General features: G+C 63.4%; 18 protein-coding genes. 16 read left to right on the top strand and 2 right to left on the bottom strand.

Annotated features, from left to right (window positions below; all coding sequences use genetic code 11):
* Positions 1-11 precede the first annotated feature (11 nt).
* The 11 genes from Q9451_RS16215 to Q9451_RS16165 all read left to right on the top strand — a co-directional run bounded on the left by Q9451_RS16215 (position 12) and on the right by Q9451_RS16165 (position 13,600).
* Positions 12-293: a peptidylprolyl isomerase gene (locus tag Q9451_RS16215; protein WP_003258780.1), complete on the top strand. Its 282-nt coding sequence runs from the start codon at positions 12-14 to the stop codon at positions 291-293.
* Positions 294-304: 11 nt separating this feature from the next.
* Complete coding sequence (locus Q9451_RS16210) at positions 305-2,233, top strand: extracellular solute-binding protein (RefSeq protein WP_171577249.1); 1,929 nt, start codon at positions 305-307, stop codon at positions 2,231-2,233.
* Positions 2,230-3,288, top strand: a complete 1,059-nt coding sequence (gene yejB / locus Q9451_RS16205) for a microcin C ABC transporter permease YejB (protein WP_012272421.1) — start codon at positions 2,230-2,232, stop codon at positions 3,286-3,288. Before Q9451_RS16210 ends, yejB begins: the two co-directional genes overlap by 4 nt.
* Positions 3,288-4,304: an ABC transporter permease gene (locus tag Q9451_RS16200; protein ID WP_012272422.1), complete on the top strand. Its 1,017-nt coding sequence runs from the start codon at positions 3,288-3,290 to the stop codon at positions 4,302-4,304. Before yejB ends, Q9451_RS16200 begins: the two co-directional genes overlap by 1 nt.
* A 19-nt stretch (positions 4,305-4,323) precedes the next feature.
* Positions 4,324-5,712 carry a sigma 54-interacting transcriptional regulator gene (locus Q9451_RS16195; protein WP_012272423.1) on the top strand — a complete coding sequence of 463 codons (1,389 nt, stop codon included), beginning with the start codon at positions 4,324-4,326 and terminating at the stop codon, positions 5,710-5,712.
* A 269-nt stretch (positions 5,713-5,981) separates the two neighbouring features.
* Entirely contained in the window at positions 5,982-7,373 is a 1,392-nt protein-coding gene (locus Q9451_RS16190) for a GntP family permease (RefSeq protein WP_012272424.1), read from the top strand.
* 10 nt (positions 7,374-7,383) lie between these two features.
* Positions 7,384-8,154, top strand: a complete 771-nt coding sequence (hbdH, locus tag Q9451_RS16185; RefSeq protein WP_012272425.1) for a 3-hydroxybutyrate dehydrogenase — start codon at positions 7,384-7,386, stop codon at positions 8,152-8,154.
* Between the two features lie 55 nt (positions 8,155-8,209).
* A complete protein-coding gene (gene eco / locus Q9451_RS16180; protein ID WP_012272426.1) occupies positions 8,210-8,689 on the top strand; it encodes a serine protease inhibitor ecotin in 480 nt (159 codons plus the stop codon).
* A gap of 67 nt (positions 8,690-8,756) precedes the next feature.
* On the top strand, positions 8,757-10,715 hold the full coding sequence (locus Q9451_RS16175) for an acetoacetate--CoA ligase (protein WP_012272427.1): 1,959 nt from the start codon (positions 8,757-8,759) through the stop codon (positions 10,713-10,715).
* A 32-nt stretch (positions 10,716-10,747) separates the two neighbouring features.
* Entirely contained in the window at positions 10,748-11,023 is a 276-nt protein-coding gene (locus Q9451_RS16170; RefSeq protein WP_012272428.1) for a peptidylprolyl isomerase, read from the top strand.
* A 120-nt stretch (positions 11,024-11,143) separates the two neighbouring features.
* A complete protein-coding gene (locus Q9451_RS16165; RefSeq protein ID WP_012272429.1) occupies positions 11,144-13,600 on the top strand; it encodes an autotransporter outer membrane beta-barrel domain-containing protein in 2,457 nt (818 codons plus the stop codon).
* Here the strand turns inward: Q9451_RS16165 and Q9451_RS16160 are convergent.
* Positions 13,597-14,220: a LysE family translocator gene (locus Q9451_RS16160; RefSeq protein WP_012272430.1), complete on the bottom strand. Its 624-nt coding sequence runs from the start codon at positions 14,218-14,220 to the stop codon at positions 13,597-13,599. The genes Q9451_RS16165 and Q9451_RS16160 overlap by 4 nt on opposite strands.
* A gap of 131 nt (positions 14,221-14,351) precedes the next feature.
* Between Q9451_RS16160 and Q9451_RS16155 the strand changes: the two genes are divergently transcribed.
* Together Q9451_RS16155 and Q9451_RS16150 are read left to right on the top strand one after the other, a co-directional pair.
* Positions 14,352-15,161: an AraC family transcriptional regulator gene (locus Q9451_RS16155; protein ID WP_345960664.1), complete on the top strand. Its 810-nt coding sequence runs from the start codon at positions 14,352-14,354 to the stop codon at positions 15,159-15,161.
* A 115-nt stretch (positions 15,162-15,276) separates the two neighbouring features.
* Positions 15,277-15,891 (top strand): LysE family translocator, encoded by a 615-nt coding sequence (locus Q9451_RS16150; protein WP_012272432.1) that lies wholly within the window; start codon positions 15,277-15,279, stop codon positions 15,889-15,891.
* Here the strand turns inward: Q9451_RS16150 and Q9451_RS16145 are convergent.
* Positions 15,839-16,564 (bottom strand): metallophosphoesterase, encoded by a 726-nt coding sequence (locus Q9451_RS16145; protein WP_012272433.1) that lies wholly within the window; start codon positions 16,562-16,564, stop codon positions 15,839-15,841. The two genes, Q9451_RS16150 and Q9451_RS16145, sit on opposite strands and share 53 nt — an antisense overlap.
* Before the next feature lie 75 nt (positions 16,565-16,639).
* Between Q9451_RS16145 and Q9451_RS16140 the strand changes: the two genes are divergently transcribed.
* From Q9451_RS16140 to Q9451_RS16130, 3 genes are all read left to right on the top strand, one after another.
* Positions 16,640-17,155 (top strand): DUF3016 domain-containing protein, encoded by a 516-nt coding sequence (locus Q9451_RS16140; protein WP_012272434.1) that lies wholly within the window; start codon positions 16,640-16,642, stop codon positions 17,153-17,155.
* A gap of 75 nt (positions 17,156-17,230) precedes the next feature.
* Positions 17,231-17,974 (top strand): carbon-nitrogen hydrolase family protein, encoded by a 744-nt coding sequence (locus tag Q9451_RS16135; protein WP_012272435.1) that lies wholly within the window; start codon positions 17,231-17,233, stop codon positions 17,972-17,974.
* On the top strand, positions 17,971-18,213 hold the full coding sequence (locus Q9451_RS16130; RefSeq protein ID WP_012272436.1) for a hypothetical protein: 243 nt from the start codon (positions 17,971-17,973) through the stop codon (positions 18,211-18,213). The genes Q9451_RS16135 and Q9451_RS16130 overlap by 4 nt, the downstream gene beginning before the upstream one ends.

Here is an 18,213-nt window from a genome sequence, read left to right as displayed (position 1 = left end):
GAGCAGTACCCATGGCCCGTGCAACCGCCCGCCACATCCTGGTCAGCAGCGAAGAGAAATGCAACGAACTGAAAGCCCAGATCGAAGCAGGCGCCGACTTCGCTGAAATCGCCAAAGCCAACTCTACCTGCCCGTCCAGCCGCCAGGGCGGCGACCTGGGCTCGTTCGGCCCAGGCCAGATGGTCAAGGAATTCGACACCGTGGTGTTCAGCGCCCCGGTCAACACCGTGCAAGGCCCGGTGAAGACCCAGTTCGGCTACCACCTGCTGGAAGTGACCAGCCGCCAGGACTAAGTAGCCAGTAGCTGCTCATGTCCCCTGTGGGGGCGGGTTTACCCGCGAATGCGCCAGATCAGGCAACAAGATTGCATGGATGGACGCATTCGCGGGTAAACCCGCTCCTACAGGTTCTGTGTTACCTGTTCCTGCTTTGTTTCGCATTCAACACGCAGGCCGCCCCCTCCCACGCCCTCACCGTCTACGGTGAAGCCCCCCGCTACAACGCCAGCTTCCAGCATTTCGACTATGTAAACCCCAACGCCCCCAAAGGTGGCATCCTGCGCCGCTCGGCCATCGAGATTGGTCAGTTCGACCACATCCTCCCCTACATCGACAAGGGTATCGGCGTCAGCGAAGTCGATGGCTTGCTCTACGCGCCTCTGGCCGTGCGCTCGTTCGATGAACCCTACACCGTGTATGGCCTGATTGCCCGACGCATGGAGCGCGGGCCCGATGACGTCTGGCTGCGTTTCGAAATAGACCCGCGCGCCACCTTCGCCGATGGCAAGCCGGTGCGTGCCGACGATGTACGTTTCACCTTCGAACTCTTGATGAGCAAGGGCAGCCTCAAGTACCGCACCCAGTTCGCCGAGGTCACCGGCGTTACCGTGGAAAGCCCGCGCAGCGTGCGTTTCGACTTCAAACCCAAGCACGGCCGCACCCTGGCGCTGGACCTCGCCAGCCTGCCGGTGCTGCCCGAGCACGACTGGCAACAGCGCGACTTCGCCAACGGTGCCGGCTTCGACAAACCGGTCGGCAGCGGGCCGTACCGCATCGGGCGCATCGACAATGGCCGCAGCATCACCTTCGAGCGCGACCCGAACTGGTGGGCGCGTGAGCTGCCCGCCAGCCGTGGCCGCTACAATTTCGACAAGTGGCGCATCGAGTACTTCGGCGACACCGAAGTGGCGCGCCAAGTGCTCAAAGGCGGTGGCTACGACTACAACCGCGAGTTCTCCGCCACCGCCTACACCTTGGGCTACAACGGCGTGCAACTGGACGACGGCCGTCTGCAACGCGCCCACCTGGGCCCGGCCAAGCCGCAGGTGGCCCAAGGCTTCGTGTTCAACCTCGACCAGCCGCAGTTCAAGGACCGCCGTGTGCGTCAGGCGCTGGGCATGTTGTGGGACTATGAGTGGAGCAACCGGCAGATGATGCGCAATATGTACATCCGCCAACAGAGTGTGTTCTCCAACACCCCGTTGGCTGCCCGCAAGCTGCCCGATGCCAGCGAGCTGAAGCTGCTTGAGCCACTGCGCGGCAAGGTGCCGGACGAAGTCTTCACCACCGTGTTCACCGCCCCGGTTACCGATGGTTCGGGCATCATCCGCCAGCAGCAGCTGCAGGCCCTTGCCCTGCTCGAACAAGCCGGCTGGCACCCTGAAGGCGACCGCCTGGTGAACAGCCAGGGCACACCGCTGGCGTTTACCTTCCTCAACGGCCAGTCGGGCATGGAGCGCCTGCTGTTGCCGTGGAAGCGCAACCTGGCCCAGATCGGCGTCACCCTGAACATCCGCAACGTCGATTCGGCCCAGTACGTCAACCGGCTGATGGCGCGCGACTACGACATGATCGTCACCGGCTACCCGGTCACCCTGTCGCCGGGTGCCGAGCTGTACAACTACTTCGGCTCGACGGCCGCGCACGACCCTGGCTCGAACAACCTGATGGTGTTGCAGGACCCCGCCGTGGACCGCCTGATCGACGGCCTGGTGCGGGCCGAAACTCAGGCCGACATGCTGCATCATGCCCATGCGCTGGACCGGGTACTGCAATGGAACTACTACTGGATCCCCAACTACTACCCACCGGGCAGCTCCACCGCCTGGTGGAACCGCTTCGGCCTGCCCAAGGTACAGGCCGCCTATGACGAAGGCCTGGACACCTGGTGGGAGGCAAGCCCCACCGCGCTGACCAATGAGCAAATGGCCGAACGCCGGAAGGCCTCGCCATGACCGCCTACCTGCTGCGCCGCCTGTTGCTGATCATTCCGACGCTGCTGGCAATCCTGCTGGTCAATTTCGCCATCGTCCAAGCCGCGCCGGGTGGCCCGGTGGAGCAGGCCGTGGCGCGCCTGCAGGGCCTCGGTGGCAGCGCACCCGGCGCGCGGGCTGAGGTTGTGCATGGTGAATCCCGCGCCACCCGTGGCCTGGACCCGAAACTGATCGATGAGATAAAGCGCCAGTACGGTTTCGACAAGTCCGCCCCCGAACGCCTGTGGCTGATGCTGGGTCAGTATGCCCGGCTGGATTTTGGCAACAGCTTCTTTCGCGGAGCGAAGGTGACCGACCTGATCCTCGACAAGTTGCCGGTTACCTTGTCGCTGGGTTTCTGGGCCACGCTGATCACTTACCTGGTGTCGATCCCGCTGGGTATTCGCAAGGCAGTGCGCCACGGCAGCCGTTTCGATGCCTGGAGCAGCGCGCTGATCGTGATTGGCTACGCCCTGCCCTCGTTCCTCTTCGCCCTGTTGCTGATCGTGCTGTTCGCCGGCGGCACCTCGCTCAACTGGTTCCCGGTGCGTGGCCTGGTCTCGGACAATTTCGACGAGCTCAGCCTGCTGGGCAAGGTCGCGGACTATTTCTGGCACCTGGTGTTGCCGGTCGGCGCCCTGGTGATCGGTGGTTTCGCCACCCTCACGCTGCTGACCAAAAACGCCTTCCTCGACGAGATTTCCCGCCAGTATGTGGTGACTGCCAGGGCCAAGGGCCTCAGCGAGCGCTGTGTGCTGTATGGCCATGTGTTGCGCAATGCCATGCTGCTGGTGGTGGCTGGCCTGCCGCAGGCATTGATCACGGTATTCTTCGCCGGCTCGCTGCTGATCGAAGTGATCTTCTCGCTCGATGGCCTGGGCCGCATGAGCTATGAAGCAGCCGTGTCGCGAGATTACCCTGTGGTGTTCGGCACGCTGTTCATCTTCACCCTGGCTGGCCTGCTGATTCGCCTGATCGGGGACCTGTCGTACACCCTGCTGGACCCGCGCATCGACTTCGACACGAGGGCGCACTGATGCTCTCGCCCATATCGCGCCGTCGCCTGCAACGCTTTCGCCGCAACCGCCTGGGCTGGGTGTCGCTGTGGCTGTTCGCCGGCCTTCTGCTGTTGAGCCTGGGGGCGGAGCTTGTGGCCAACGACAAGCCACTGCTGCTGGGCTACAAAGGCCAGCTGTATGTACCGGCGCTCAAACGCTACACCGAGCAGCAGTTTGGCGGGCAACTGCCGTTTCAGCCCGATTACCGCAGCGCCTATGTGCGCCAACTGATCGAGGGCCAGGGCGGCTGGATGCTGTTCGCGCCTATCCCGTTCAGCGCCGATACCCCCAACTACGACCTGCTGGTACCCACCCCCAGCCCGCCCAGTGCCAGCAACTGGTTGGGCACCGACGACCAGGGCCGTGACGTGCTGGCGCGGGTGCTGTACGGCACGCGGGTATCGCTGCTGTTCGCCTTCGCCCTGACCGTGGTCAGCGTGCTCATCGGTGTGGTGGCCGGCGCTCTGCAGGGCTACCACGGCGGCTGGGTCGACCTGCTCGGCCAGCGTTTGCTGGAGGTATGGTCGGGGTTGCCGGTGTTGTACCTGCTGATCATCCTCAGCGGCTTTGTCGAGCCGGATTTCTGGTGGCTGCTGGGGATCATGGCGTTGTTTTCCTGGCTGACCCTGGTCGACGTGGTGCGCGCCGAGTTCCTGCGTGGGCGCAACCTTGAGTATGTAAAGGCCGCCCGGGCGCTGGGGCTGCCGGACAGCCAGGTGATGCTGCGGCATATCTTGCCCAATGCCATGAATGCCACGTTGACTTATGTGCCGTTCATGCTGACCGGGGCGATTACCACACTGACCGCGCTGGACTTTCTTGGCTTTGGCATGCCGGCGGGCAGCGCCTCGCTGGGTGAGCTGGTGACCCAGGGCAAGCAGCACCTGGAGGCGCCATGGCTGGGCTTTACCGCGTTCTTTGCGCTGGCGGTGATCTTGTCGCTGCTGGTGTTTATCGGGGATGCCCTGCGCGAGGCGTTCGATCCTCGAGGATGATTTTTCAGGATTTTTACCCATGCACGACAGCGACAGCCTCAAGGACTACCCACAAGTACGGCAACTGGCGATCCGCTCGCTGTTCGAGATCATCGAGCAGTCCAGTGAAGGCACGGTGATCGTCGACCGCCAGGCACGCATCGTCTGGATGAACGAGCGCTACGCCCGACGCTTTGGCCTGGCCGACGCGGCCAGTGCCATCGGCCAGCCGTGTGAAACAGTGATCCCCGGCAGCCTGATGCGCGAGGTGGTGAGTAATGGCCGGCCGATTCTGCTGGACATGCTCGACACCCCGAATGAGCCGCTGGTGGTAATGCGCCTGCCCATCCACGATGACCAAGGCACGCTGATCGGCGCTATCGGCTTTGCCCTGTTCGACGAACTGCGCAGCCTGTCACCGCTGCTCAAGCGCTACTCCAGCATGCAGCAGGAACTGGCCTCGACCCGCTCGCAACTGCGCGCCCGCCAGGCCAAGTACAGCTTCGCCCAGTTCGTTGGCAGCAGCGCTGCCTGCCTGGAAGCCAAGCGCCGCGCCCGGCGTGGCGCGGCCAGCGATTCGCCGGTGTTGCTGCTGGGCGAAACCGGCACCGGCAAAGAGCTACTGGCCCACGCCATCCATGCCGCATCAGCGCGGGCACACAAAGCCTTTGTCAGTATCAACAGCGCGGCAATCCCCGAAACGCTGCTGGAAGCCGAATTCTTCGGCACTGCGCCAGGTGCATTTACCGGTGCCGACCGCAAAGGCCGCAGTGGCAAGTTGCAGCTGGCCGAGGGCGGCACGTTGTTCCTCGACGAGATCGGCGACATGCCGCTGGCCCTGCAGAGCAAGCTGCTGCGGGTGCTGCAGGAGAAGGAATACGAACCGGTAGGCTCGAACCAGATGCTGCGCAGCGACGTGCGCATCATCGCCGCCACCTCCATCGACTTGCAGGCCGCCATGGCCCGTGGGGCGTTCCGGGCCGACCTGTATTACCGACTGAATGTGCTGCCGATCGATGTGCCGCCGCTGCGGTTGCGGCTGGAGGACCTGCCGGCGCTGTGCGAGGCCATACTGGGTGAACTGGGTAGCCGGTACGAACTGGAGGCAGACGCGCAGCACCTGCTGGCGATGCATGCGTGGCCGGGGAACATTCGCGAACTGCGCAATGTACTGGAGCGCGCAACATTGCTGGCGGACCAGCCCCGGTTGGAAGCGGCGGATTTGCGGGCGGCGCTGGGGCCTTTGAGCCCGCTGGCGGATGCGCCTGCGCCTGTGCGGCAGACCTACCGCGAGGCGTGCGAAGCGTTTGAACGCCAGCTGATTGGCCAGGCATTGGCAGAGCATGGGGGCGTTGTGCCGCAAGCTGCGGCAGCGCTAGGGCTGGGTCGGTCAACGCTGTACAAGAAAATGGTGGCACTCGGTCTCTGATTGGAGATTTATGTTTCAATTTTGAGATTGTCTCGAGGGCTTCGCCCTCGGTCGCGACACAAGGCCGCTCCTACAAGGGAAACGCGCCCTTCTGTAGGAGCGGCCTTGTGTCGCGATGGGCCGCAAAGCGGCCTCAAAATCTCAAAAGAGAGACAAAACGCTCAACAAAAACAATTTTTCTTTATATTTCAATGACTTAAAAACTGGCACGATTCCCGCTACCTCCTGCAAACCGATAAAAACAAGACTCACCCAGGAGACCCACCCCGATGACCGTGCTCATCGCTCTCGCCGCTCTGGCCCTGCTGATGCTGGCTGCCTACCGCGGTTACAGCGTAATTCTGTTCGCCCCCATCGCCGCCCTCAGCGCCGTCCTGCTTACCGACCCATCCGCCGTGGCCCCCGCATTCACCGGGGTGTTCATGGAGAAAATGGTCGGTTTCATCAAACTGTATTTCCCGGTATTCCTGCTGGGCGCGGTGTTCGGCAAGCTGATCGAGCTGTCCGGTTTCTCTCGCTCGATCGTCGCGGCGGCCATCCGCCTGCTCGGCACGCGCCAGGCGATGCTGGTGATCGTGCTGGTTTGCGCCCTGCTCACCTACGGCGGTGTGTCGCTGTTCGTGGTGGTGTTCGCGGTGTACCCGTTCGCCGCCGAAATGTTCCGCCAAAGCAACATCCCCAAACGCCTGATCCCGGCCACCATCGCCCTGGGCGCCTTCTCGTTCACCATGGACGCCCTGCCCGGCACCCCACAGATCCAGAACATCATCCCCAGCACCTTCTTCAACACCACCGCCTGGGCTGCGCCGTGGCTGGGCCTGATCGGCACGTTGTTCGTGTTCTTTACCGGCATGGCCTACCTGCAGCGCCAACGCAACAAGGCCCAGCGCGCCGGTGAAGGTTATGGCACCGACTTGCGCAACGAGCCAGAAACCGCTGCCGACCTGACCCTGCCCAACCCTTGGCTGGCACTCTCGCCGCTGATACTGGTGGGGGTGATGAACCTGCTGTTCACCCACTGGATCCCCCAGTGGTACGGCCCCAGCCACAGCCTGCAACTGCCAGGCATGAGCGCGCCGGTACAAAGCGACGTGGCCAAGCTCACCGCCATCTGGGCCGTGCAGGCGGCGTTGCTGGTGGGTATCCTGATGGTGCTGGTGTGCGCCTTCGGCGCCATTCGCACACGCCTGGCCGAAGGCACCAAAAGCGCGGTGAGCGGCGCGCTGCTGGCGGCGATGAACACCGCGTCGGAATACGGCTTTGGCGCAGTGATCGCCTCGCTGCCGGGCTTTCTGGTACTGGCCGATGCCCTGCGCGGCATCCCCAACCCACTCGTCAATGAAGCCATCACCGTGACCTTGCTGGCCGGCATCACCGGCTCTGCTTCGGGCGGCATGAGCATCGCCCTGGCGGCCATGGGCGATACCTTCATCGCCGCCGCCCATGCCGCCAACATCCCGCTCGAAGTGCTGCACCGGGTAGCCGCCATGGCCAGTGGCGGTATGGACACACTGCCACACAACGGCGCGGTGATCACCTTGCTGGCCGTTACCGGCCTGACTCACCGCGAGGCGTACAAGGACATTTTCGGTATTACTCTGATCAAGACCCTGGCGGTGTTCGTGGTCATCGCCACGTTCTATGCCACCGGCATCGTTTAAGGAGCTTCGCATGACCCTCAACGGCAAGACTGCACTCGTCACCGGTTCCACCAGCGGCATCGGCCTGGGCATCGCCCAGGTGTTGGCCCGCGCGGGTGCCAACATCGTGCTCAACGGCTTTGGCGACCCGGCACCGGCCATGGCCGAGATTGCCCGGCACGGGGTGAAGGTGGTCCATCACCCGGCAGACCTGTCGGACGTGGCCCAGATCGAGGCCTTGTTCAACCTGGCAGAAGGCCAATTTGGCGGCGTCGACATTCTGGTCAACAACGCCGGTATTCAGCATGTGGCGCCGGTGGAGCAGTTCCCCACCGAAAGCTGGGACAAGATCATTGCCCTGAACCTGTCGGCTGTATTCCATGGCACCCGTTTGGCGCTGCCGGGCATGCGCACGCGCAACTGGGGGCGGATCATCAACATCGCTTCGGTGCATGGTTTGGTGGGTTCGACCGGCAAGGCAGCCTACGTGGCGGCCAAGCACGGTGTAGTCGGGCTGACCAAGGTGGTAGGCCTGGAAACCGCCACCAGCAAGGTCACCTGCAACGCGATCTGCCCAGGTTGGGTATTGACCCCGCTGGTACAGAAACAGATCGACGATCGTGCCGCCAACGGTGGCGATCCACTGCAAGCGCAACACGATCTATTGGCAGAAAAGCAACCGTCCTTGGCCTTCGTTACCCCCGAGCACTTGGGTGAACTGGTACTATTCTTGTGCAGCGAGGCCGGTAGCCAGGTTCGCGGCGCCGCCTGGAACGTCGATGGTGGCTGGTTGGCCCAGTGACGGGCGGCCTGGGCCTGGCGGTGGTCTCGCATTCGTTTATCTGCAAGGAGGCCCTATGCGCCCAACCCCGATGACCGCGATTCTGGCCCTGACCCTGGCTGCCGCCGCACCTGCGATGGCTGCCAGCCTGAAGGACGTCGCCCCCTACCCAGAAGCGGAAAAAGGCTTCACCCGGCAGGTCATCCACCTGCCGGCCCAGGCCGATGAATCGGCCTATAAACTCGAAATCCTCGCTGGCAAAACGCTGAAGGTCGACTGCAATCGCCAGCGCCTGGGCGGCAGCCTGGAAGAACGCACCCTGGAAGGCTGGGGCTACAACTACTACCGCCTGGACAAAGTCAGCGGCCCGGCCAGTACGCTGATGGCCTGCCCAGATGGCAAAAAGACCGAAGCCTTCGTACCGGTGGTCGGTGACGGCTTCCTGCTGCGCTACAACAGCAAGCTGCCGGTGGTGGTCTATGTGCCCAAGGATGTCGAAGTGCGCTACCGCGTGTGGTCGGCGTCGCAGGATGTGCAAAAGGCCAACGTAGAGTAAATCTTGAGGGTGCCCTCATCGCCGGCAATCCGGCGATGAGGGCTTTGCAGGCTTCAGGAGGTTCGGCATGAACGATGTGCTCTGGCGCCCCTCTACGGCGCAAATCGAGGCCAGCCGGATGGATGCCTTCCGCCGCCGGGTCAACCTGCGCTACAACCTGCAACTGAACGACTACCATGCGCTGCACAGCTGGAGCATCGAGCAGCGGCCCGCCTTCTGGCAAACCCTTGCCGAGTATTTCCACGTTCATTGGCATACTCCGCCGAGCCAAGTGCTAAGCGAAGGGCCGCAGATGCCCGATGCACAGTGGTTCGCCAATGCCACCCTGAACTTCGCCGAACACCTGCTGCGCCGCCGTGACGACCGCCCGGCCGTGGTCGCCGTGCGCGAAGACGGCCAACGTGAAGTGTTCACCCATGCTGAACTGGCCGCACAGGTCGCCGGGCTGCAAACGGCGCTCAAGGCCATTGGTATCGCCCCCGGCGACCGGGTGGCCGCCGTCATGCCCAACACCTGGCAAACACTGGTCGCCATGCTCGCCTGCAGCAGCATTGGCGCGGTCTGGTCCACCTCTTCGCCCGAGTTTGGCGTGCACGGCATCATCGACCGTTTCGGCCAGATCGAACCCAAGCTGCTGATTGTCTGCGCCGGTTACCAATACGCCGGCAAGGCCATCGACCAAGTGGCCAAGGTCAACCAGGTGTGCGCTCAGTTGCCCGGCCTGGAGCAGCTGATCGTGGTGCCCCATACCCGCAGCGGTACACGCGCCGACGAGTTCCAGGCAACCAACGTCAGCCTGTGGGATGATTTCTTCCAGCCCGGCGGCGAGCCCCGCTTCACCCCGCTGCCTTTCGATCACCCGCTGTACATTCTCTACTCCAGTGGTACCACCGGCGTGCCCAAGTGCATTGTCCATCGTGCCGGTGGCGTGCTGTTGCAGCACCTCAAGGAACACGGCCTGCACAATGACCTGAAGGCCGATGACGTGCTGTTCTACTACACCACCTGCGGTTGGATGATGTGGAACTGGCTGGCCAGCGGCCTGGCGGTGGGGGCCACGCTGGTGCTGTACGACGGCTCACCGTTCCACCCTGGCCCCGAGCGCCTGCTGGACCTGATCGAAGCCGAAGGCATCCACGCCTTTGGCACCAGTGCCAAGTACCTGGCAGCACTGGAGCAGGCGGGCCTTGAACCTGCCGCCAGCCACCGCCTGGGCAGCCTGCGGCTGCTGCTGTCCACCGGTTCGCCGTTGTCACCTCACAGCTATGACTACGTGTACGGCAAGATCAAGGCCGATCTGTGGCTGGTGTCCATGTCGGGTGGGACCGACATCGTTTCCTGCTTCGTGCTGGGCAACCCGACTTTGCCGGTGCGCCGTGGCGAAATTCAGTGCAAGGGCCTGGGGATGGCGGTGCAAGTGTGGAACGAGCAAGGCCATGCCGTGGTGGACGAAAAAGGCGAACTGGTGTGCGCGCACCACTTTCCCTCCATGCCGCTGGGGTTCTGGAATGACCCGGACGGTAGCCGTTACCACGACACCTACTTCAGCCAGTTTCCGGGGGTGTGGGCCCAGGGCGACTATGCCGAGCAACGTGCCAGCGGGGGCATGGTGATCCACGGTCGCTCCGACGCCGTGCTCAACCCTGGCGGCGTGCGCATTGGCACGGCGGAAATCTACCGCCAGGTGGAGAAAGTCGAGCAGGTAATGGAAAGCGTGGCCATCGGCCAGGACTGGCACGGGGATGTGCGGGTGGTGCTGTTCGTGCGCCTGCACCAAGGCCTGCAACTGGATGACGCCCTGCGCCAGCGCATTCGCCAGGTGATACGTCAGTACACCACACCCCGCCACGTACCTGCGGTGATCGCCCAGGTCAGCGATATACCGCGCACCATCAGCGGCAAGCTGGTGGAGCTGGCGATTCGCAACGTGGTGCACGGGTTGCCGGTGAAGAACACCGATGCGCTGGCCAACCCAGAGGCGCTGGAGCAGTTTCGTGATCGCGTGGAGTTGCGCGAGCAGGCATAATGCCGTCCTTTTTCCCGATGCACAGGTACCCCATGAAAGCCCAAGCCCGCCACATTCTGGTCAAGACCGCTGACGAAGCCGAAAAGCTCAAGCAGCGCATCGCCAATGGCGAGGCTTTCGATGTGCTCGCGAAAAAGTTCTCTCTCTGCCCTTCGGGCAAGCGCGGCGGTGACCTGGGCGAAGTGCGCCCTGGGCAAATGGTCGGCGCTATCGACCAGGTGATCTTCAAAAAGCCTTTACGCGTGGTCCACGGGCCAATCAAAAGCAAGTTTGGCTACCACCTGGTGCAAACCTTCTACCGCGATTGACAGCAACGGGCACCTAGCATTTTTGCCAGTTGTGCCATCACGTCACATTACATACAACACAGGCAGGGCCGAAGCGTCGCTTCAGGTTGTGGCTCCTTCAATGGGCACGGAGACCTGTGTATGCGATGCCACCGCTTGCTGCTGCCTGTCGCATTGCCGCTACTGACGTTGCCTTTGTTGGCTCACTCCCAATCCCTGACGGTTTCAGCCGGTGAAAACCTTGGCGCCCTTGTGCAGACGAATGCCGCTGATGAATTTACGCTCACGGGCGGAACGGTTCAGTCATTGCAGCAAGGCAATGGCCAAGACACATTCAACATGTCTGGCGGCACGCTTGGGTCGTTGAATCAAGGCGGTGACTTCGACACGTTCAGCATGACCGGCGGCACCATCACGGGCGCATTCGAAGACGGTGACTCGGCCTTTTTCAAAGGCGGCAGCATTGGCCGAATAGACCTCAAGCTCGCTGACAACTTCCTTGAAATATCCCAGGATCTCGGGGTCGAAACCCTCGTTGTTGGCAATGTTGTCAGCGGGCTTGGCAACGACACGATCATTATGACTGGCGGCACCATCGGCGGTGATATCAGTACCAGCAGCGGCGTTGACAAGATAACCATCAGCGGCGGCACGCTCAAAGGCGAAATACGGACTGGCAACGATGACGATGTGTTTACCTGGACGGGGGGACAGGTCGGTAAAAGAGTCATCTTGGAGAACGGCAATGACACAGCCACGGTACGCACCCTGGACCTCGGCAACTCAACAGTTACCCTGGACGGCGGCACCGGTACCGACACGTTGACGTTCGAGCAGGCTCAGGTCGGCAAAGGTGCGTTGTACGTCAACTGGGAGTCCATCGCCCTCAAGCAAGGCAGCCAGCTTACCCTCAACGACACGCTGACATTGGGAGACGTGGGCGCCACCCAGCCACGCGTGATCCCCGCCACGGGCACCGGCACCTTGCAAATCGATGCAAATAGCACGCTGATCAGCCGCCAGGGCAGCATCGTCAGTATTCAAGTTGAGAACAAGGCATCGGTCGTGAACGCCGGCACCATCGACCTGAGCAGTGGCAACGACGCGCGGGGCCGCCTGACCCTCCAGGGCGACTACACCGGCAACAACGGCACCCTGCGCCTGAACAGCGTGCTGGCAGGCGATGACGCAGCTTCCGACCGCCTGGTGGTCAGCCGGGGGGCCATTGGTGGCTCCACCCAGATGTTCATCAACAACTTCAAGGGTGCAGGTGCGGCAACCACGCAAAACGGCATCCAGGTGGTCGAAGCCCGCGATGGCGCTACCAGCACGGCCACCGCATTCGTGCAGACCCAGACGCTTTTGGCCGGTGCCTTCGACTACCGGTTGTTCAAAGGGGGCGTGACGGCAGGTAGCGAAAACAGCTGGTACCTGCGCTCCACCCTGGTCGCGCCACCTGCTCCGGCTACTGTACCGGAACCCGTGCCGGAACCTGGCGAACCTACACAGCCAACCGAACCCAGCCAGCCAAACGAACCGGGCACGCCACCGGTGGTCGCCCCAGCCGCCACTCTACCCGTTGCTGCGCCAGCGCCCGGCCAGGTCGACCTGCCTGCTCCAGTGCAGGGCGAAAGCCTGCCGCTGTATCGCCCAGAAGTCCCGGTGTATGCCGCGGCGCCAAGAGGTGCCGCGATCATCGCCCGTCAGGCATTAGGAACATTCCACCAGCGCCAGGGTGACCAGCAGTTGCTCAAAGCTGACGGCGCCCTGCCCGCCAGCTGGGGCCAGGCCTATGGCGGCGCACTGCGCCAGCAATGGAGCGGTACGGTCAACCCGAGCCTGGATGGCGACCTGTACGGTTTCAAGGTGGGCCAGGACCTGTATGCCAAGGTGGGCGACAACGGCTACCGCCAGCATGTCGGCCTGTACGTCAGCCACAGCCGCCTGGATGCCGACGTCAAAGGTTTCGCCCTGGCCGTGCAGGACCGCCGGGTGGGAGACCTCAAGCTCGATGGCGACAGTGTGGGCGCCTACTGGACGCTGGTTGGGCCGCAAGGCGAATACCTGGATACGGTGCTGCAGTACACCCGCCTGGATGGCCGGGCGCGCTCCGACCGTGGCGACAAGCTGAACATCGATGGCCATGCCTGGACCGCTTCGCTGGAGTCTGGCTACCCTATCGCCCTGTCCGAACGCTGGACCGTGGAGCCGCAAGCTCAGTTGATCGCGCAAAAGGTATCGCTCGACAGCGCCAGCGACAGCGTCTCGCGCATTAGCCATGACGCCCAGGTTGAGCTGACCGGCCGCCTGGGTATGCGTATGGAAGGTGCGTTCACAGGAAGCAGCGGCCGCCTGTTGCAGCCCTATGCGCAGGTCAACCTATGGCACGGCGACGGTGGCCGCGACACCTTGACCTTCGATGGGGTAGACAAGATCAAGACCGACTACCGCTATACCGCGGTGCAACTGGAAAGTGGCGTGGTGGCGCAGGTCAGCGAAGCACTGAGCCTGCATGGCGGCGTGCAGTACACCGCCAACCTGGACAGCCGCCAGCAGGAAGCCAGCGGCGTGAACCTGGGTGTTCGCTGGCAGTTCTAGCGCCGCGCCGCCAGCAAACCGAGGCCAGCGCAACCTAGCAGGGAGGCGCTGACCCGGTTGAACATGCGCCGTGGCCCGGGCTGGCTGAACCAGCGCTGCATGTAGGCGCCCAGGCCCGAGTAGATGGCGATCGCCGCCCATTCCAGCAACAGGAACAATACGCCCAGCCAAAGGAACTGCTCGCTCACAGGCGTAGTGCTGCCAACCGAAACGAACTGCGGCAGAAAGGCGGTGAATATCAGGATGGCCTTGGGGTTGCCGGCCGCCACCCAGAATTCCTGCCGCGCCAGGCGCCAGGTGCCGCGTGGGTGATCGCTGGCCACCACGGCCTTGCCCACCGGTGCGCGCCACAGTTGCCAGGCGATGTAGAACAGGTACGCCGCGCCCACTACCTTGATGGTCAGGAACAGGTATTCGCTGGTATGCAGCACCACCGCCAGGCCCATGGCGGCCAGGGCGATCATGCCGCTGAAGGCGAGGATGCGCCCCCCACCAGCCACACAGGCGGTGCGCAGGCCGTACCGGCTGGCATTGTGCAGCGACAGTAGGTTGTTCGGCCCCGGCGCCATGTTCAGAGCGAAGCAGGCAGGGATGAAAAGCAGCAGGCTTGAAAGGTCCATTCTTGTTTTCCTCTGACAACAGGCGCCTATTTCGGCGTGTGTCGCGCCTTGCGGTCAAGTTACAGCCAGCGATAAAAACTGTACGGGTATGCGCCAGCTGTTACCCTGCCGACACTACCGAGGAGCCTGTAATGCCCCGTTCCGACGCCGTCGTGTGGCGCGACCCGGCCCTGGCGCATGTCGAAAGCCGCCGCGCCTGTAATAGCCGCGCCTGTTACAAGGCCCACAGCCACCCGACGTTTTCCATCGGTGCGGTGGATGCCGGCCACAGCCATTTCACCGGGGCTGCCGGTGGGCAAGAGCGCCTGACACCCGGCACGTTGGTACTGGTCCCGGCCCGCCGTGTGCATGCCTGCAACCCCGAGCCTGGGCAGGCCTGGAGCTACCAGATGCTGCATGTGGATGCCGACTGGCTGACGCAGCTGCGCCTGGAGTCGGGGCTGAGCGGCACCGAGGCCGGCGAGCCAGCACGCATTTGCCGGGCGCCGCAGGTCTATCGGCAGTTCTGCGAGCTGAACAGTTTGCTGTTTTCCCGCGCCAGCAACAGTGAGAAGGATGCGGCGCTGGTTGCCTTTCTGGGGGACCTGGATTTTTCCGCGCACCCACCACTGGTAGCGGCCCCTGCCCTGGAAGCCGCGACATTGAGTGAGGTGCTCGAGCGTATCGAGCACCTCGACCCAGCGCGATTGAGCCTGGGAGCACTGGCGCGGGAGGCTGGGCTTGGGCGCTATCAGCTGATCCGAGCATTTCGCGCAGCGACCGGATTTACGCCCCATGCTTATGTACTCAATGCCCGGGTCAATCGCGGCCGACAGCTGTTGAGTAAAGGGCTGGCACTGGCAGAGGTGGCCTACCAGCTTGGGTTTGCCGACCAAAGCCATTTCCAGCGGGTGTTCAAGGCCCATGTGGGGGTGACACCGGGGCAGTACCGAGGCGATTGAAGGCGTGCGCGGTCCATAAGGGGCCGCGTTGGCTTTTTGGGGTTTGCAATATTCTTCAATACGCCCAACACGCGGGGCAGCAGACTGCGGTTTTTTCCGCAGAGCAGCCCCACCCATGCAACAGTTTCTGATCATCGCCCTCGCCCACTTTCTCGCCCTGCTTTCTCCCGGCCCGGACTTCTTCCTGGTCGCGCGCAGCTCGATCAACAGCGGCTGGTGCACTGCCAGCGGTGCTTGCCTGGGCATCGCCCTGGCCAACGGCGCATTCATCGCCATGGCCTTCACCGGCCTTTCGGTACTGCAGGAAGGCAGCCTGTTGTTCACCACGCTGCAGCTGGCCGGCGCCAGCTACCTGCTGTACATCGGCGTGCTGTTTCTGCGCCATGCCGGGCAAACCAGCCTGGGCACAGTCGCTGGCAGCCAGCGGGCTCAAGGCTGGTGGCGCAATGTGGGCATGGGCTTCTTGTCCGGCGTCCTCAACCCCAAGAACGCGCTGTTCTATGCCAGCCTGGCCAGCATGGTCGCCAGTGCCAGCGTCGGCTGGAAAACGGCCTACGCCGTGTGGATGTTCAGCATCGTACTGCTCTGGGATCTAGCGGTTGCCGTGGCCATTGGCAACCAGCGAGTATTGCGGCGCTTCGCCCGCAGCCTGCCGTGGCTGGAGCGGGCCTCGGGGGTCATGCTGGTGGTTTTGGCGGGGGCGTTGTTGCTGCACCTGGCGCGGGGCTGATCAGTTTCAGGGTACGCATGTCCATCAAGGTGAAATGGCCACTGGCCCACCCGCCTGTGTCCAGGTGCCAGACATTGCCCAACTGCTTGGCCTCCAGCACCGGCGTGTGGCCGACCAGCAAGGCACGCAGGCCCTGCACCGGCTGGGTGTCGCCTTCCTTCAGCCGCCGCCGCGACCACTGGCACACTTCCCGCACCTTGGGGTCGTCCTCCAGTTCCAGCCAGGTGCGCAGTACTGCCCAGTCGGCAAACGGGCTGTCGGCATGCAGCAGGCCCACCAGCCCGGCCGCACTTTCTACTTCTATCGCAATCGGCAGTTGCTCGAAGCGCTCCACGAAGCGCAATTGCTCGCCCCGTGGCAGGTCGAGAAACCAGCTACCTCCAGCGGCGCGGTACATGTCCAGGTCCAGCCGCCCACCGCGCACGCGGGTAATTGCCAGGGCCTCGTGGTTGCCTTGCACGGCATGGAACCAGGGCTGTGCCAACCATTCCAGTGCTGCCTCGCTATGCGGCCCACGGTCGACCAGGTCACCCACGCTGAACAGGCGGTCCACTGCCGGATCGAACCCGACCGCATCCAGGCACTGTTGCAGGCGCTGGAAGTGACCATGGATATCGCCGACCGCCAGGTCCCGTCCCCGGATATTGGCGATCAGCCGCCGAAACCGTCCCATTACAATCTTCCTCTGCTGGTAGCGCCACGCCAGGGGTAAAATGGGAGCACACGCAATCTGCCCCGGAGGTGCATCATGCGTACCGCCCTCGTGTGTGCCGTGCTCATGGCGCTGTCACTGGACAGCATGGCACAAGGTGCCCCGGCCGCGCAGGTCGAGGTGCGTTTCGACCACCCGGAAAAATTCCGCGATGCCAGCCTCGACAGCCACGGTTATGAACGTGGTGCCGACGCCTATGTCATGAAAACCCTCAGCCAATACCTGCAGCAGCTCGGCCAGCGCTACCTGCAACCGGGCCAGCAACTGGTCATCGACATCCGCGACATCGACCTGGCCGGGCGCTTCGAGCCCTGGCACAGCCAGGCCTACGATGTGCGCTTCATGCGCGAGATCACCTGGCCGACCATCGACCTCACCTACACCCTCAGCCAACCTGGCAAACCCGATCAGCAGGCGCAGGAGCGGGTCAGCGACAAGATGTACCTGAGCCGCCCGGGCCGGGTCGCCAGCAGCAGTGACCGCCTGTATGCCGAAAAGGCCATGCTCAGCGACTGGTTCCGCCAACGCTTCGCGACGCACTCGGCTTCCTGAAAAACCCTTCACTGGTACAGGTGTTGGTGCCGATAGTATGCTCGGCCCTTCAACCTGTACCAGGGAATGGTTCTCATGAAACTGTGCGCCGTACAACTGGCATCGCTCAAGGGCGATTTGCCAGGCAACCTCCAGCGTCACCTGGCCTGCATCGAGCAGGCTGCGGCCCTGGGTGCCGAACTGGTGGTGTTTCCCGAACTGTCGCTGACCGGCTACGAGCCGAGTGTGGCGCGCCAGGCCGCCCTGCCGGTGGCCTCCACACGGCTGGACCCGCTGCAAGCCGCTTGTGACCGCCTGGGCATCACTATTGCCGTGGGCCTACCACTGCCAACGCCGGACGGCATACGCATCGGCATGCCGATCTTCAGCCCTGGGGCACCCCGCCAGGCCTATGCCAAGCGGCGCTTGCACGATGATGAACTGCCCTACTTCACCCCAGGCGATCAGGCCTTGCTGCTGGAGATGGGGGAGCACCGGGTGGCGCCGGCAATCTGTTACGAATCGATGTTCATGGCACATGCGGCCATGGCCCGCGAGCACGGTGCCGACCTGTACCTGGTCAGCGTGGCGAAAACCGCCAAAGGCATCCGCGAGGGACACGCGCATTACCCAGAAGTGGCGCGTGAGCTTGGCATGCCGGTATTGATGGCCAACTGCGTGGGGCCGGCTGACACCTTCATCGGCGCCGGCGGCTCCGCTGCGTGGGACAGCCAGGGGCGCTTGCTGGCCAGCCTGGATGAGCACAGTGAAGGGCTGATCGTACTCGACACCCGTAATGCCAGCGCAAGCGCGCTGCCTTTGGACCCGCACCCTGCATGATCTATCTGTTTCTTGCGTTGCTGAGTTATGCCTGCACCTACTACCTGGTCGGCTTGCTGATTCAGGGCCAACTTGCCGATGTGGCCGAGGGTTTGCGCCATCGGCCCGATGCACCTACGCCCGGCGAGTACCTGCGGGAGGTCGAGCCCCTTGCGCGTCGAGCGCATCGGCACTACACCCTGATGGCCGGCTCGGTGCTGGCCGTACTGGTCTGCCTGGTCGCCAGCTGGTTCGGCTGA

This window comes from Pseudomonas sp. NY8896 (genome assembly GCF_039634505.1).
The sequence above is the reverse complement of the archived record's forward strand: the minus strand, read 5'-3'. Positions and strand labels throughout refer to the sequence as shown.

Coding starts and splice junctions, on each gene's coding strand:
- Q9451_RS16215 (WP_003258780.1), top strand. CDS start 12: ATGGCCCGTGCAACCGCCCGCCACATCCTGGTCAGCAGCGAAGAGAAA.
- yejB (WP_012272421.1), top strand. CDS start 2,230: ATGACCGCCTACCTGCTGCGCCGCCTGTTGCTGATCATTCCGACGCTG.
- Q9451_RS16200 (WP_012272422.1), top strand. CDS start 3,288: ATGCTCTCGCCCATATCGCGCCGTCGCCTGCAACGCTTTCGCCGCAAC.
- Q9451_RS16195 (WP_012272423.1), top strand. CDS start 4,324: ATGCACGACAGCGACAGCCTCAAGGACTACCCACAAGTACGGCAACTG.
- Q9451_RS16190 (WP_012272424.1), top strand. CDS start 5,982: ATGACCGTGCTCATCGCTCTCGCCGCTCTGGCCCTGCTGATGCTGGCT.
- hbdH (WP_012272425.1), top strand. CDS start 7,384: ATGACCCTCAACGGCAAGACTGCACTCGTCACCGGTTCCACCAGCGGC.
- eco (WP_012272426.1), top strand. CDS start 8,210: ATGCGCCCAACCCCGATGACCGCGATTCTGGCCCTGACCCTGGCTGCC.
- Q9451_RS16175 (WP_012272427.1), top strand. CDS start 8,757: ATGAACGATGTGCTCTGGCGCCCCTCTACGGCGCAAATCGAGGCCAGC.
- Q9451_RS16170 (WP_012272428.1), top strand. CDS start 10,748: ATGAAAGCCCAAGCCCGCCACATTCTGGTCAAGACCGCTGACGAAGCC.
- Q9451_RS16165 (WP_012272429.1), top strand. CDS start 11,144: ATGCGATGCCACCGCTTGCTGCTGCCTGTCGCATTGCCGCTACTGACG.
- Q9451_RS16160 (WP_012272430.1), bottom strand. CDS start 14,220: ATGGACCTTTCAAGCCTGCTGCTTTTCATCCCTGCCTGCTTCGCTCTG.
- Q9451_RS16155 (WP_345960664.1), top strand. CDS start 14,352: ATGCCCCGTTCCGACGCCGTCGTGTGGCGCGACCCGGCCCTGGCGCAT.
- Q9451_RS16150 (WP_012272432.1), top strand. CDS start 15,277: ATGCAACAGTTTCTGATCATCGCCCTCGCCCACTTTCTCGCCCTGCTT.
- Q9451_RS16145 (WP_012272433.1), bottom strand. CDS start 16,564: ATGGGACGGTTTCGGCGGCTGATCGCCAATATCCGGGGACGGGACCTG.
- Q9451_RS16140 (WP_012272434.1), top strand. CDS start 16,640: ATGCGTACCGCCCTCGTGTGTGCCGTGCTCATGGCGCTGTCACTGGAC.
- Q9451_RS16135 (WP_012272435.1), top strand. CDS start 17,231: ATGAAACTGTGCGCCGTACAACTGGCATCGCTCAAGGGCGATTTGCCA.
- Q9451_RS16130 (WP_012272436.1), top strand. CDS start 17,971: ATGATCTATCTGTTTCTTGCGTTGCTGAGTTATGCCTGCACCTACTAC.